Source organism: Prolixibacteraceae bacterium (assembly GCA_019720755.1).
Lineage (GTDB): Bacteria > Bacteroidota > Bacteroidia > Bacteroidales > Prolixibacteraceae > Halosquirtibacter > Halosquirtibacter laminarini.
This window is the reverse complement of sequence record CP081303.1, coordinates 3050088-3065942: the sequence shown is the minus strand read 5'-3', so window position 1 is coordinate 3065942 and position 15855 is coordinate 3050088. Positions and strand designations below refer to the sequence as shown.

The window sequence follows — 15855 nt, the reverse complement described above, 5'->3', positions numbered from 1 at the left end:
TCATTTGACAACTATTAACTATATTGAATAAAGCAAAGAATGAACTCTTCGAAATATGTCAATAACCATACTACATAATAAAGATATTAATCGAGAAATGTGGGATAATACAATAAATGAATCCTCCATATGTTCTCCAACCCTTCAAAGCTGGTATCTGGATATTGTGTGTCCAGATTGGCAAGCAGTGATAAAAGAGGACTATAGCATGGTCATGCCTATTGTTCCCTCTAATGATCTAGACCAATATATCCCATACAGTGGAATTATTTCTATTTATCAAGTATATTCTGAAGACGTAGAAGAATTTATCTCAATTCTGCCAACGAAAGTAGATCTTCTAAACCTAAACCCAACCAATTGGCTATTATCTTCAAACAAAACTAAATTAATAGAAACAGAACAATAGTCTATTGAATATCCATATAAAGAGATTAAAGAAAATTTTGATCCAAGTGTTCTTGAATATTCACAAAAGATAAATGGACATATCCTTGAGGTAAAAAATATTCCACTAACCTTGGCATTTATACGTAAAAACATCAAAATTCAATATAACGAAGAAGCACTTTTTTCAAGAATATCAGATGTCATAACCCATATAATTAACAATAAAAAAGGTATTGCGATTAGTCATATTAACGACAAAAAACAGATTACGTCGTTAGTAATACTTCTCTTTAATCAAAACTACATTCATCTTTTCTTAGCAATATCAGACGATACAAATAACATAAAAAACATATACCAACTCCTCACCATGTTTGTTAGAGAAAACGACATGTCTAGCATGTTAATCGACATCCCGAGAAGCAACAACCGGTATATACAGATCAATCCTAAACTCATTGGCACATACAACATTAGATATCAAAGATGGATAAAGTAAAAATAAAATACGTTTTCACTTGACTTGATAATTAATAATTTATTAATTTTGTCCCAAAATTACATATGGTCCACATTATTGGTGAAAACAATTCACTTTTTAATAACTACATCGCAGAGATTAGAGATGTTGAAATCCAGAAAGATCCAATGAGATTTCGTAGAAATCTAGAAAGAGTTGGTGAAATAATGGCTTACGAAATTAGTAAACATCTTGAATTCAAAGATACTTCAGTGCAAACACCACTTGGAGTAGCACCAGTTTCTGTTGTTGAGAACAATATCGTACTAGCAACGATTCTACGTGCAGGCTTGCCCCTTCACCAAGGTCTACTTAATTCGTTTGATAGAGCAGAAAACTGTTTTATATCGGCTTATAGAAAGCACAATGAAGGAGAAGATATCTGTATCGAATTCGAATACATTGCTTCCCCATCATTAGATGACAAGATTGTGATTCTTTCAGATCCTATCCTTGCAACAGGTTCATCAATGGAAGTTGGTTTTAAAGCACTTCTTGAAAAAGGGACTCCTAAGCACGTACATATTGTCTCTGTAATTGGTAGTGAACCAGGTGTTGAATACGTTAAGAAGCATTTAGGAGAAGAGAACGTGACTCTTTGGGTAGGTGCCGTTGATAAAGAGCTAAATTCAAAATCATATATTGTTCCCGGTTTGGGAGATGCTGGAGATCTCGCATTCGGTTCAAAGATTGATTCAAAATAATAAAAAAGGTGAAGTTTTACTTCACCTTTTTTATTTGGGTGTCATCCCCAGATTCTATTAAGAGCTCATTTATCGTCTTCTTTGATTTAGGGTGTAACCACTTAGGTTCTATATCTTGAAGTGGTAATAGAACAAACTTGCGCAAATGCATTCTTGGATGAGGCAAAACTAATATTGGATAGTCATCCAAAACACTTCCATTAAAATCGATAATATCGATATCCATTGGTCTTGAAGCATAGCCTTTCCCTTTCCTTAATCTTCCTAGTTCAGCCTCTATCTCTAAAGCAGAATGGAGCACTTGCTCTGCCGATAAGATGGTCTCTATCTTAACCACACAGTTTATAAAGTTTGTATCCGATTCGAAACCCCAAGGTTCAGATTCATATAACGGAGAGGTCTTTATAATACGGCCAACCACCTTCTTTAAATGATATTTTGCATTTTCTAAGTTACTTATCATTTCACCTTGATTTCCTCCAAGGCCAATAAAGACAAAATTCATACTATTTTTATTTTAACATTTTGTAATTTTAAGGTAGGAAATACTACCTATTAGTATATTAACTTTATAACTATTAATACGACGTACTATGAAATTCTTAAGAAACCTACTTGCTTCCATACTAGGTTCCATCATTGGCATTGGATTGCTATTTTTTATTGGAATCATTATCATCAGTGCTATTGCTGTTGCCACCTCTGGTGATAACACAGTAGTGAAAGATAACAGTGTTTTGGTCATCAAATTAAACAAACCTTTTGTTGATAGAGTCCAAGACAATCCTTTTGAAGAGTTTGATCTCCCTTTCTTTAATAATCTTAGTGCATATGGTTTGTATAATATGAAATCCAAGCTTGAAGATGCAGCAAAAGATCCAAAAATCAAAGGTATTTATATTGATAGTTCTTATGGTATTATGGCACCATATGCTACAACAACTGAATTTAGAGACCTACTTAAGGAATTTAAGAAGAGTGGAAAATTCATATACACATACATTGAAAATACAGAAACAAAGACTTACTATTTGCTTTCTGTTTCCGATAGTATTGTTGCTAATCCAAGAGGGTATATCTATTTCAGTGGACTTACAACAGAGAGAACATACTTTAAAAATGCTTTAGACAAAGTTGGTGTTGAAGTCCAAGTATATAAAGGAAGAGGGAATATATACAAATCAGCTACCGATCAGTACACTCGTAGTAGCATGAGTAAGGAAGATAGAGATCAAGCGGTGAAATATCTAGGAGACATATGGGGTGTCATCAAAGAACAAATCTCATCTTCAAGAAACATTTCACAAAACGATATTCAAGTAATTGCTGATGATGTTGCCACCTTTGGAAATAACGAAAAAGCATTAAAGAGTGGATTAGTTGATGCTTTAAAATATAAAGATCAGGTAATCGAAGACCTAAAGAAGCTTTCAGATAGAGAAGAGGATGATAAACTGAACCTAGTAAGCATCTCAGACTACAAATTAACAGACTCAGATGAAGATTTAAAGAAATTCTCAAAAGATAAAATTGCGATAATTTTCGCACAAGGAGCTATTGTAGACAACACAATGAAAACGAGTGAAATAAACCCAGAAAAGATCGCTCGTTCAATTCGTAAAGTAAGAGAAGATGAAAATGTAAAAGCAATCGTATTGCGTGTGAACTCTCCTGGTGGTAGTGCTTATGGCTCTGAAGTAATGTGGAGAGAAATAGCTCTTGCGAAGGAAGTAAAACCTGTTATTGTCTCAATGGGTGATTATGCTGCTTCTGGCGGATATTATATGTCATGTGCAGGAACTAAAATTATTGCCGATAAAAATACAATCACTGGATCGATAGGAATCTTTGCAACCATTCCAAATGCAAAAAAACTAATCCAAGACAAGATTGGAGTAACTAGCGATTATGTTTCTACTAGTAAAAATGGAGCACCTCTTAGCATTATGCAGCCATTAACTAGTTTTCATAAAGGCATGCTAGAAACTTATATCAACAAAGGATACGATCTATTTATTCAACGTGTGGCAGAAGGACGTGGAATGACAAAAGAAGCAGTGCATAAAATTGCAAGAGGACGTGTTTGGAGTGGTCAAGAAGCAATTAAAATTGGGTTGGTTGACAAGATTGGAGACCTACAAGATGCAATACAAGTAGCCAAAGAGGAAGCGAAAGCGGAAGATGCCAAGATTGTTACTTATCCTAAAAATAAAGACCAGATCTCTGCCCTTCTTGAACTTTCAACAGAACAAATTAAGGTTCAACTTATAGAATCAATGATTGGAAAGGATGTTTTCAAAGTATGGAATGATGTAAAGTCAGCCAAAGAGATGAATGGCGTTTATATGATGCTTCCATATAAAGAAGAGATTAACTAATAAAAGACAAAATATAACATTAAGAAAAAGTTCATTTGATTATAAATCAAATGAACTTTTTTTTGACTTATCTTTTATACTTTTGAAGAGAATAAAGTATATAACAAAACAAGCTTAGTGAAAAATATTATTCTTATACCCCTATCTTGGATATATAGTATTGTAACATACATTCGAAACTTACTGTATGATTATAATTTGATCAATAGTACGGAATATTCTCAACCGATTATCTCTATTGGGAATATTACGGTAGGAGGAACAGGTAAAACTCCTCATACGGAATATCTTATAGAATTATTGAAGCAAAAGTTTAAAGTCGCAACGCTATCTAGAGGTTATAAAAGAAAGACATCCGGATTCTTAGAAGTTACAAATGAATCCACAGCTCAAGAAGTTGGAGATGAACCTCTACAGATGAAAACCAAACATAAAGATGTCATTGTCTCTGTGGATGAACAGAGAGTACGTGGTATTGATATTCTTCTTTCTAAAGAAAAAGAGTTGTGCCCTGATATCATACTTCTAGATGATGCATTCCAGCACAGAAAAGTAAATCCTGGTTTACATATACTATTAACCGATTTCAATCGCTTAATCACTAGAGACCATATACTTCCTTATGGTAGATTAAGAGAATCAGCAAGAGAGCGTTATCGTGCACAAATTATTATTATAACAAAATGTCCACGAGTAATTAAGCCTATTGAAGAGCGTTTGATCATAAAAGAACTTGATATTAAACCATTTCAATCTCTTTTTTTTACAACACTAAAGTATGGTTTCTTACAACCCGCTTTAAAGAATCAAAAAGGGGTTGAACATTCATTAAAAGGCAAAGAGATTCTTCTTTTCACAGGTATTGCAAATCCTACACCTCTAGTAGATTATCTTAAGTCCCAAGAGGCTGAAGTAACCTTATTGGAATTCCCAGATCACTACCAATTTAAGAAATCCGATTTTGAAAATATTGTAAATCAATGGGAGAAACTATCTAGTCAAGAGAAGCTAATATTGACTACAGATAAAGATCTTATGAGAGTTAAAGATATTGAAGGTCTTCCGCTTGCCATCGAGGAAAACCTATACACAATTCCTTTAGAGATCGAGTTTATTGGTGAAAATAAAAACTATTTTGACACAAAAATAATGCGCTATGTTAGCGAGAATACGAGCAATTTCAACATTTCTACAAAACAATTTAGAGCTTCACCTAGTTGATGTTGTTTTTGTTACGAATAATCTAACTAAGGCTATTTGCGATAGTGCACTAGACGTAACACCTGTCGAATGGGACAAGATACCTGGATGTAAGGAACAAGAAAGAGTTGAGCTATTCACTTTACACTACCAGAATTACAAAATCCTACTTGTCGGCTACAGCTATAAAGAAAACCATACAATCGGTTTTCTTTTGGAAGCAATAAGCGATTCATATCACAAAAAAATAATCTTCTTTGACTCCTATCAGAATAATAGATTAGAGAAGCCGCAAATAGTAACGATAAAAGAGGCATTGGTCTCAGCTCCATTGCCATTTAGAGGCTTTGATAATCTAGATATTAAGAAGGCATGTGAATATGGAAAAATATCCAATATTCATTCGGTAGCGACCACAGAACAGTTGAATGGTAATCTGAATATTCCTACTATGGTATATCCTCAAGAGATACTTCTTCTTGTTCGAAAGATAAATTGGACAGATGCTCCTTGTTGCATGATTCTACTATATACTCCTTCGATAGAGATAAGTTATACAACCAATCTGTGCAGATATTTCTTATCCTGCTTCAGACAAATAGAAATCAACAAGTATAATTTGACATAGAAATTCAGTCAACTTAACAATTGTTACTAAAAACACTTCTTTTAGGACAGATATCTACGATTTTTAAATTATTACACTAAATTTGTATCAATTAATAATATAAATAGGTCTATTAGAAATATAGACACTCTATAATGATATAACTGTTGTCATATGAAAGTTGCAATTGTTGGAGCTAGTGGTGCCGTGGGACAAGAGTTCCTAAGGGTACTTGAAGAGAGAAATTTCCCCTTAACTGAATTAGTACTATTTGGATCAAAAAGATCTGCAGGTAGAACATTCCCTTATAAAGGAGAGATACTGACTGTAAAGGAGTTAAGTCACAACGATGACTTTAAGGATATTGATATCGCACTCACGTCTGCAGGAGCTTCTATAAGTAAAGAATATTCAGATACCATTACGAAATATGGAGCTATAATGATTGACAACTCAAGTGCATTCAGAATGGATGAGAACATCCCTCTTGTTGTTCCAGAAGTCAATGCAAAAGATGCAATTAGCTATAAGAGCCGTATTATTGCAAACCCCAACTGTACTACGATACAGATGGTCGTTGCACTCAAGCCGATACACGACCTTTCTCCAATTAAACGAGTACATATAGCAACCTATCAATCAGCAAGTGGTGCTGGGGCATCTGGAATGGATGAACTTCAAGCACAAACAGAACAAATTGCAAAAGGAGAGAAGGTTGATGTAAATGCATTTGCACATCAACTAGCGATGAATGTCATTCCTCATATTGATGTATTCATGGATAATGATTACACAAAAGAGGAGATGAAGATGTATCATGAGACCCAAAAGATTATGAATAGCAACATTCAAGTCAGTGCTACTGCTGTACGTGTTCCTGTTCTAAGAGCACACTCAGAAGCGATATGGTTGGAGACAGAGTCTCCATTGGATATTGACACAATCAACAAGGCATTTGACCAATTTAATGGAGTAACACGTATCGATAATCCTTCTGAAAAGAAATATCCTATGCCTCTTGATTTAGCAGGTACGGATGATGTATATGTAGGAAGAATACGTAAAGACATCTCTAATGAGAATGGAATTGCTCTTTGGACAGTAGCTGATCAAATAAAGAAAGGGGCTGCACTTAATGCCGTTCAGATTGCAGAATATCTTATAGAACAAGATTTCTTTAAAGCATAATAACTTATCGAGGTCAATAAAAAGCCCAATATTATTTTGAATAATATTGGGCTTTTGAATTTATTTTAATCATATAGTTGAAACAAAATGTTTAAAACGAAACGTTACATTTCGTCTCCAGTTTCATCATAATAGTTAAATAGAAAATCATTATATGGGAAGCGTTGAACATGAATCTTCTTTACTTCATGATAAAGCAACTTTTTAAAGTCTTCCATGTTATCTTTCTCTTTTGCAGAGATAAATATCGCTTGATCATTAGACTTTGCCATCCAAGTTTGCTTCCACTCTTCTAGACTAATATTCTCTCTTGTAGAAGGGGTAAGATCATCTTCTTCTTTCGGCGTGTATTGGAAAGCATCTATCTTATTAAAGACATAGATCATCTTCTTATCAGCAGCACCAATCTCTTTTAACGTACTATCAACAACCTCAATTTGATCCTCAAAACCTTCATGAGAGATATCAATTACATGAAGTAAAATATCAGCCTCTCTTGTCTCATCAAGTGTCGATTTAAAAGAATCAACCAATCCATGAGGTAATTTACGAATAAATCCAACTGTATCAGCAAGCAAGAATGGTAGATTCTGAACCACAACTTTACGAACAGTAGTATCTAATGTAGCAAAAAGTTTGTTTTCAGCCAACACTTCTGATTTACTCAGTACATTCATCACAGTAGACTTCCCTACATTGGTATATCCAACCAAAGCAACACGTACAGACTTTCCTCTATTTTTACGTTGGGTTGCTTTCTGCTTGTCAATCTTCTGAAGATCTTTCTTTAGACGTGATATCTTATCTAAAATAATTCTTCTATCCGTTTCAATCTGAGTTTCTCCAGGACCACGCATACCAATACCCCCACGTTGACGCTCTAAGTGAGTCCACAATCTTGTCAATCGTGGCAACATATATTGATATTGAGCGAGCTCTACCTGCGTACGAGCACTGGCTGTTTGGGCATGACTCGCAAATATATCTAGGATTAGATTTGTTCTATCAAGCACCTTTACATTGAGTACCTTTTCAATATTTCTCAATTGAGTCGGTGATAGTTCATCATCAAAAATGATAGAATCTAAATCATTAATCTTGACAAAGTCATGAATCTCTTCTAATTTTCCAGAACCAACAAAGGTAGCACGATTAGGCAGTTCCATACGTTGTACAAAACGACCAAGCACATGAGCTCCAGCTGTTTCTGCCAAAAAAGTCAATTCATCAAGATACTCTTCTACTTTTGATTCGCCTTGACTACTATTAATCAAACCAACAACTGCAGATTTTTCTCTATCTTCAATATTTATCTCTTTTGATTCCATCTTAAATATCTATCTATTGAATGTAAAAACCCCGACCTTGTCCGATAAGGACAAGACCGGGGTGTATCTAAAATATCTTACAATCCCTATTATTGTAATTGGAAGTTAATAGGTACAGAGAATGATACACGTACTGCTTTACCACGTTGCATTCCTGGCTTCCATCTAGGAAGAGTTTTAACAACACGAATAGCCTCTTTGTCAAGAGATTTATCCACACCACGAATAATACGAACATCTGTTACACTACCATCCTTTTCTACAACGAAAGATACGAACACCTTACCTTGGATACCGTTCTCTTGTGCAATAACAGGATATTTAACGTGCTTACCTAAATACTTTTGAAGAGCCGCATTTCCTCCAGGGAACATTGGTGGATCTTCAACAAATTGAAACACCTTTTCTTCATCAACAGCTTTTTCTTCCTCAACTACTTCAGCCACTTCTACAGCTGTTTCATCATCCGCCTCTGAATCCTCGATTTCCATCTCGTCTTCAATATCTTCATTGTCATCCACAATCGTAATCATATCAGCAAGTTGTGCTGGTGGTGGTGGCGGTGGTGGTGGCGGTGGAGGCGTTTGAGCCTGCGTAACTGGTATAATCTCATCTTCAACTTCTGCCTGTTGCATCTGCCCAAAACCTTCTGTTTTTTCCGGCTGAGTAGTCCAAGCAAAAAGACGCCAAATGATTAGCAGTGAAAGAGCAAGACCTAACCATACCATGGTTGACCTTTTGCTTTCCAAGTCTGCTTTGGGAGTTTTTTTGGGTTCCATAATCCTACTTTAATTATTCTGAAACGTTTTGTATTCTTTCTTTTTGAGGTGTTAAAGATAAAAATAAAATCGAAAAGATAGTAGTTTTCACAACTTTTTATGGTGTAAAAAAAGTCATATCTATAGTACCTCAACCGACATTATTAAACAATAAATGAGTCAAAATGAACATTCAGGAAACTCAATATTGAGAGATTATCAAGACAAAAACAGGTTACTGCATAAACATAAGTTTTCGTTCATAACTACTTTTAACTTCCAATACAAACTCTGGAGTTAGCGACTTTCGATAAATACGTATTGCACTTCGGTAAGTACCATCTAAGCGTAAAGAACAGAGTGCAGAATCGAAGTTCAGACCTTCCCAGTTAAGGTGAGCCTGTCTATCAAGTCGTTCAAATTCTTTCCATTTTAAGAAAGAGGGCAAGGCAAAATATGCATGATTGTTTTCCGTATTATCGAAATATAAATCTTCGGCAATTTCACTTAGTTCAAAGAACTTATCCACCTCTACATTTGCTTCAAAAGTTAATTCAGGATATTCATTCACCTTAAGTTTATACCCATATCTATCGAAACACTCTTGTAATTCTACTATTTTCTGATACCCTTCAATACCTCTTAGTCGTATTCCATAAAGCGATTCTCCAGCGATTCTTAATTGCACTTTCACAGCATCTAGATCAATCAATTGGGCCACTTTCATTAATTCAATAGTATGTTCTAAACATGAAAGTGGATAATTATGATCAAACATGATATAAAAATATACCGGAGTATGCCCTTGTATTCTTTCTCCATAATAACCATAGAAAGGATTTACCACTTCGAAAACTAATGTATTGGGAATGATATGGTCTACCACTCTATTTAGGCTTTCTCTTTTGAACAAGTTGCCATGTACTTCAATATTATTCATAAGCCAAATTGGTTAAAGGTTTCTCTTAACAACTTAAATTATATAAATTAAACCACATAGAAGATAAAATGTTCGGGTAAAATAGGATTAGTGGATCTGAACCTGCAAAAAACCCAATTGTTTTTCATATTTTTAGAATGAGGCAATCAAATCATACTCAGAGGCTATGAACAAAAAGACGGACGCACTGAAGAATTTTCATCCTATAAGAATCATCCTACCAATATTAATAGGATTAATGGTCGCATTCTATTTATTCTATAATGAACGAGATCAAATAGAAGACTTCTCCTTCTCCAGCGAGGGTAAATGGTTTATTTTAGGAGCTTGTGCGTTGATGCTTACGAGAGATATTGGATATATCATCCGTCTACATATATTGTCTAACCAAAAACTTACATGGCTACAATGTACCAAGATTGTATTTCTATGGGAATTTGCATCAGCCATCACCCCCACCGCAATTGGAGGGACAGGAGTGGCCGTTTTCTTTCTTCATCACGAAAAGATGTCATGGGCTGAAAGTACAACAGTAGTGATGGCAACAAGTTTTTTAGATGAGCTATTTTTTGCCATTAGCTTTCCGATATTACTAATTACCATAGGAGGCGAAAATCTATTTGTTCAATATGAAGAATCCACTTTTGTAAACAACCTAATATGGTTTGCTATAGCTGGATATAGTATCAAATTATTATACATCTTATTTGTATCCTATTCTCTTTTCTTCAATCCAAAACTCTTCAAAAAACTAATCGTGTCGATCGCCTCTCTTCCATTTATCAACAAATGGAAAAAGGCTGCAATTCAATATGGAGATGAGTTTATCACAGCATCATATAGTTTACAGAAACGCTCCTTATCTTATTGGATCGGTTCGTTCCTTTCCACAGCATTATCTTGGATTTCTCGATATTGGACTGCAAATCTCATCATATTAGGAGTTACCATCTCATCCACCTTACCATCTCAAGATATTTTCCAAATGTCGAACCAATTAATCATCTTTGCACGACAGTTAATTATGTGGATTATGATGATGGTTATGCCTAGTCCAGGTGGAGCAGGGTTCTCCGAATTTTTATTCTCAAGATATATGGTAGAATTCATTCCTGCAGGGCTCGAAAACATGGTCGCTTTAATTTGGAGATCTGTAAGTTATTATCCATATTTATTGATTGGATCCATTCTTTTCCCTATATGGTTACGGAGAAGTTTTAAAAAGAGAAAAAAATGATTGAACAGAGAGTGATAATAGACTCATCGTTAGGTAACATCACTATTAGAAGAGGACGTACCAAAAGTGCATTACGAGCAACATTTAAAACAGATGGTACAATATCAGTCAGTACACCTAGTACGATTAGTTGGAAAGAGATCGAAAATTGGATAGAAGAAAATAGAGACGCATTTATCGCAAAAAAAATCCAAGCAACTAAAGATAATAACGTAGCTTTACCAACCATCCTCTCTATAAACAATTGTTGCTATTGTGTGAAGTATGAAAAGATACTAAAAGCAAAAGTAGAACATACCACCTGTGGAGCAAACCTCATTCTCCCACAAGGAGGGGATACTGAAAGGAATAGACAGATACATGAGATATTTCTAAACAATACTCTAAAACTCGAAGCTCAAAAATCAATTCCCAAACGACTCAACTTTTGGAGCACAAAACTTAATTTACCGTTCAATAGTTGTTCCATAAAGAACAACAAAACAAATTGGGGAAGCTGTTCTTACTTGGGAAATATTAATTTAAATATGCACCTCATTCGATTGCCCGAGCATTTGATGGATATGGTTATTATTCATGAACTAGCACACACGATCATTCCAAATCACGGAAAAGAGTTTAAAGCATTCATGAAGAAAATAATACCAAGGGTAAAAGAGATGGAGCAAGAGCTAAAAACATACCATCCTCACCAATGGTCATAAATAAAAGAGGAGTATACAGCATGAAGTGGGAAAAATTAATTTGCGCAACGAGATTAGGACAAGAAGATAGAATAACAGAGAACTACGACCACCGCTCTCAATTTCAGCGCGATTACGATCGTATAATCTTCTCTCCTTCTTTTCGTCGACTACAAAATAAAACACAAGTATTTCCGCTTCCAGGATCCATCTTTGTTCACAATAGATTAACTCACAGTCTAGAGGTTGCAAGCGTTGGACGTTCTTTGGGAGCGATGCTAGGGGCAGAATTAATAAAAAGAAAAGAGTTAGACTGGCAAAGAGCAAGTGAGATTGGACCAATTGTTGCATCAGCCTGTTTGGCCCATGACTTAGGAAACCCTCCATTTGGGCATTCGGGAGAACATGCAATTTCCGACTTCTTTACAAATCATTATGGGCGTAAGTTTCAAGAACAATTCACCGAAGAGCAATGGACTGATTTCACGCAATTTGATGGAAATGCCAATGCTTTTCGCCTTTTATCTCATCAATTCATCGGACGAAGAGCAGGTGGATTTGCATTAACCTATTCGTCCTTATCCTCAATTGTTAAGTATCCCTACGAATCCACACACACCATCATACAGAAATTTGGATTTTTTCAGGATCAGAAATCAACGTATGCTAAAATTGCAAAAAAGTTAGAGATCCCATATGATGGAGCTAAATATGCACGACATCCATTGGTATATCTTGTGGAAGCAGCAGATGATGTCTGCTATCAAATAATGGATATAGAAGACGCCTTTAAAATCGGTATATTAACCTATTCTCGTGTTCAAGATCTTTTGATACCATTTCACAAAGAGGAATCCACCTTTAAACAGACACAAAAAACACTAAATTCAATACTTGACTTAAGTGAAAAGGTAGCTTACTTACGATCTATTAGTATAGGAAAACTAATCAACGAATGCTTTGAACAGTTCATATTACAATATGATGTAATCATGGAAGGGGAAAAAATTAAACCTCTGATCAAAAATGTTTCATCCACATCCCTTAGAGCAATTCAGAACATACAGAAAGTTTCTAGGGAAGAGATATATATGCATAGAGAGGTGGTTGAGATTCAGATTGCAGGACACAAGATAATCACCACACTACTGGATCGATTTATCAAAGCACTAGAGAGTCAAAACTCCCCTCATTCGAAAAACCTATTAAGCTTAATCCCAAAGCAATATGATATCCATAACGATGATACCTACAAACAGATATTAGCTATTGTAGATTATGTATCAGGAATGACAGACGTCTATGCATTAGAGTTATATAGAAGGATGGAAGGTATAACAGTTCCTGCATTTTATTAAAATGCAGGAATATTTATATCTACATCTGCTTTTTAAGAAGGTTGACATTATTTTGAAGACGTTCAATCTCCTCTTTTTGTTTGTTAACCTTGCCTTGAAGTACTTTTATGGATGAAGAAAGATCATTTTTCTCTTTTTCTAAAGAAGCAACCTTTTTATCGTAAGAAGAGATCTTCTTATTTAAAAGAGAGGATTTATCTTTTTCATTATTTAGAGTATATTTCACATCAATCAACTCAGCAGTCTTGGCCTCAATCTTTTTCTTAAGTTCAACGACTTCTGCTTTATTTTTGTCAATTGTCTTATTTAAAGAGACTATTTGAGTACTTAATTGACGACTCTCATTTTTGTATACAAACAATAACTCCTCGAGTTCTCCACTTTTTTCCTCATTTTTCTTCGACTCCAATGCCATTCTATTTGACACATCATCGACTTTGCTCAACATCTTAATGTTGCTATATTCAAGATCTTCTCGTATTTTATCAAAAGCAGCACTTCTATCCTCAAGCTCCTTTTGAGTCGAAGCCAACTCTTTCTTTAATGAAACCACATGCGAATCACTTTTCTTCTTTAGTGATTCAAGCTCCACATATTTCTTCTTAGAAACACACGAAGCCAATGCAACGGTGATAATTCCGCAATAAATAAAAAACTTTTGATTCATAATCCATGTTTCTCTTATATTGTTTGTATTAACATCGACAAGAACAACTTTCGATATCCTTTCCTAACAAAGATAACAATTCTATTGATGTTTTGATGATAACCCATATTATTAACACCGACCATCAATCCTTGTTCATAAAAAATGGCAAAACTACTCAAAACTCCTCATCCAAAATTATTGAGATTCATTCATTACAAAAGGTAAAGACTCTATAACCAACCAAATATTCTACGAATGATAGAGGGTCCACAAAATAAAACAACTTCGTACTCAATTCGATAACATGCAACTTTCAATAGAGAGCAAATCATTAAGCAAAACAACAGGATGTCGTAAGTTCGGAAATAACACTCTCAGAAGAACCAGAGAACCCTTTTAAACTCGTCCTTTAGTTACGAATCACGAACCGATCAGTTACCCTTTGATTACCCCTAGAGGGTCTTACCTATTGAATATTAACTTACTGAAACACAGTGCAACATATTGTTTTTGAGTGCGTTGGTGAAATTACTAAATTTACACTACCTTAGAATTAAGGGTTGAGTAATGTGTGTTGTTTCATTAATGTTTCATTAGATTAATTCAAGAATGATATGGCTTCTATAAAATTGGTACTGGTAAATAAGAATGCTGTTAATAAGTATAATATCTCTGTACAGATCTTAAGTAATAGGACTAAAGCGATTTTGAAAACGAATTATTATGTCGAAAAAAATCAATTTAAGGAGGGACGGGTGAGAAATCACCCCAATAGTACTCTGATTAATAAACGTCTGGCTTCTATCCTTTCTGATTATGAACAGAAACTGGATAAGATCTATGTTGAGCAGACTAAGATGACTGCAAAGGAGATTAAGGAGTATCTTTTGAATGTGTATGTTGAAGAGGTTCGAAAGAAGGAGGATGTGGAGTTGTTCTCCTATCTAGAGGAGTATCTAGAGGAGTTGGATCGAAAATATAAGGCTCTTCTTCTGGTTGATAAAAAAGCTTCGAAAAGTACATGGAAGAATTATTCGAATTTATATAAGAACTTACGTAAATTCAAAGGGGATCAACGGGTACTATTTAAGGACATTAATAAAAAGTGGTTGGAAGATTATGAGCAATTTCTTCGGGAAAGTGGTGTGAATACTGGGATATGGACTTATATGAAGAGTTTGAAACATTTGTTTAATTCTTTAATTAATTCTGAAGATCAAAAGTTAAGTGCTGAATGCTATCCATTTCGATATTATAGTATCGCAAAATTTAAGGGAAATAGTACTCCACGATTTTTGAATATTGAAGAGGTTCGATCTGTGATGCACTATGAGACGACCAATGAGAATGAGATTTTTGCTCGAGATACTTTTATTCTTAATTACTTGTTGATGGGTCTTAATTTTAAGGATATGTATTTTATAGAGAAGGAAGATATCCAGGATGGACGAGTGCATTATACTAGGTCGAAGACTGGGGTTAAACATAGTGTGAAGATTGAACCAGAACATCTGGAGTATTTTGAGAGATTAAAGGGTGAAAAGGAGTTGTTTCTTTTCCAAGAGAAATATTCATCTAGAGATGCATGTAATCAAACGATTTCAACGGCTTTGAAAAGAATTTGTGCTAATTTGAATATTCCTGCTTTTGCCATTGGACGAAGTCGATATACTTGGAGTACCATTGCTTTTAATGATTTGAATATAAATGAAACAGTGATTGACTTGGCGTTGGCTCACAAAGTAAGTCATACGTTGGCCGGTGCTTATTACATTGTTAAGAAGGTGAAACTTATGGATGATGCAAATCGTCAAATGATTGATTATTTGTTTGAGACGGGGCCATTTGAGAAAGCATCAGAGTGATGATAATAAAAATCATGTAGTTTATGTTTGTGTGTGTCAGAATAAAGAAT

15 protein-coding genes are annotated in these 15855 nt (G+C 34.8%); 10 read left to right on the top strand and 5 right to left on the bottom strand.

What is annotated here, in order from left to right; all coding sequences use genetic code 11:
• Window positions 1–55: 55 nt before the first annotated feature.
• Complete coding sequence (locus K4L44_12080) at window positions 56–409, top strand: hypothetical protein (GenBank protein QZE13324.1); 354 nt, start codon at window positions 56–58, stop codon at window positions 407–409.
• A 545-nt stretch (window positions 410–954) separates the two neighbouring features.
• Window positions 955–1614, top strand: coding sequence for a uracil phosphoribosyltransferase (gene upp / locus K4L44_12075; protein QZE13323.1), 660 nt, complete (start codon window positions 955–957; stop codon window positions 1612–1614).
• Between the two features lie 16 nt (window positions 1615–1630).
• Here the strand turns inward: upp and folK are convergent, their stop codons facing one another.
• Window positions 1631–2119 carry a 2-amino-4-hydroxy-6-hydroxymethyldihydropteridine diphosphokinase gene (gene folK / locus K4L44_12070; GenBank protein QZE13322.1) on the bottom strand — a complete coding sequence of 163 codons (489 nt, stop codon included), beginning with the start codon at window positions 2117–2119 and terminating at the stop codon, window positions 1631–1633.
• Between the two features lie 88 nt (window positions 2120–2207).
• Here folK and sppA point away from each other — a divergent pair, with 88 nt between their 5' ends.
• The 4 genes from sppA (at window position 2208) to K4L44_12050 (ending at window position 6987) form a co-directional block, all read left to right on the top strand.
• Window positions 2208–3992 (top strand): signal peptide peptidase SppA, encoded by a 1785-nt coding sequence (gene sppA, locus K4L44_12065; protein ID QZE13321.1) that lies wholly within the window; start codon window positions 2208–2210, stop codon window positions 3990–3992.
• Between the two features lie 117 nt (window positions 3993–4109).
• On the top strand, window positions 4110–5213 hold the full coding sequence (gene lpxK / locus K4L44_12060; protein QZE13320.1) for a tetraacyldisaccharide 4'-kinase: 1104 nt from the start codon (window positions 4110–4112) through the stop codon (window positions 5211–5213).
• Window positions 5149–5820, top strand: a complete 672-nt coding sequence (locus K4L44_12055) for a hypothetical protein (protein QZE13319.1) — start codon at window positions 5149–5151, stop codon at window positions 5818–5820. Before lpxK ends, K4L44_12055 begins: the two co-directional genes overlap by 65 nt.
• Before the next feature lie 153 nt (window positions 5821–5973).
• Window positions 5974–6987, top strand: coding sequence for an aspartate-semialdehyde dehydrogenase (locus K4L44_12050; protein QZE13318.1), 1014 nt, complete (start codon window positions 5974–5976; stop codon window positions 6985–6987).
• A 104-nt stretch (window positions 6988–7091) separates the two neighbouring features.
• Here K4L44_12050 and hflX read toward each other — a convergent pair whose 3' ends face one another.
• The 3 genes from hflX to K4L44_12035 form a co-directional block, all read right to left on the bottom strand.
• A complete protein-coding gene (hflX, locus tag K4L44_12045) occupies window positions 7092–8315 on the bottom strand; it encodes a GTPase HflX (protein ID QZE13317.1) in 1224 nt (407 codons plus the stop codon).
• Window positions 8316–8404: 89 nt separating this feature from the next.
• On the bottom strand, window positions 8405–9094 hold the full coding sequence (locus K4L44_12040) for an energy transducer TonB (protein ID QZE13316.1): 690 nt from the start codon (window positions 9092–9094) through the stop codon (window positions 8405–8407).
• A 214-nt stretch (window positions 9095–9308) separates the two neighbouring features.
• Window positions 9309–10013, bottom strand: a complete 705-nt coding sequence (locus K4L44_12035) for a hypothetical protein (GenBank protein QZE13315.1) — start codon at window positions 10011–10013, stop codon at window positions 9309–9311.
• 166 nt (window positions 10014–10179) lie between these two features.
• On the opposite strand from K4L44_12035, the gene K4L44_12030 reads away from it, so the two are divergent.
• From K4L44_12030 to K4L44_12020, 3 genes are read left to right on the top strand one after another with little or no spacing between them, the layout of a single operon-like run.
• Window positions 10180–11250, top strand: coding sequence for a flippase-like domain-containing protein (locus tag K4L44_12030; protein ID QZE13314.1), 1071 nt, complete (start codon window positions 10180–10182; stop codon window positions 11248–11250).
• Window positions 11247–11954, top strand: coding sequence for a M48 family metallopeptidase (locus K4L44_12025; GenBank protein ID QZE13313.1), 708 nt, complete (start codon window positions 11247–11249; stop codon window positions 11952–11954). The genes K4L44_12030 and K4L44_12025 overlap by 4 nt, the downstream gene beginning before the upstream one ends.
• Window positions 11955–11974: 20 nt before the next feature.
• Window positions 11975–13291, top strand: coding sequence for a deoxyguanosinetriphosphate triphosphohydrolase (locus K4L44_12020; protein ID QZE13312.1), 1317 nt, complete (start codon window positions 11975–11977; stop codon window positions 13289–13291).
• Between the two features lie 19 nt (window positions 13292–13310).
• On the opposite strand, the gene K4L44_12015 is transcribed toward K4L44_12020, so the two are convergent.
• Window positions 13311–13958, bottom strand: a complete 648-nt coding sequence (locus K4L44_12015) for a hypothetical protein (protein ID QZE13311.1) — start codon at window positions 13956–13958, stop codon at window positions 13311–13313.
• Between the two features lie 596 nt (window positions 13959–14554).
• Between K4L44_12015 and K4L44_12010 the strand changes: the two genes are divergently transcribed.
• Window positions 14555–15805, top strand: a complete 1251-nt coding sequence (locus tag K4L44_12010; GenBank protein QZE13310.1) for a site-specific integrase — start codon at window positions 14555–14557, stop codon at window positions 15803–15805.
• Window positions 15806–15855: the final 50 nt, after the last annotated feature.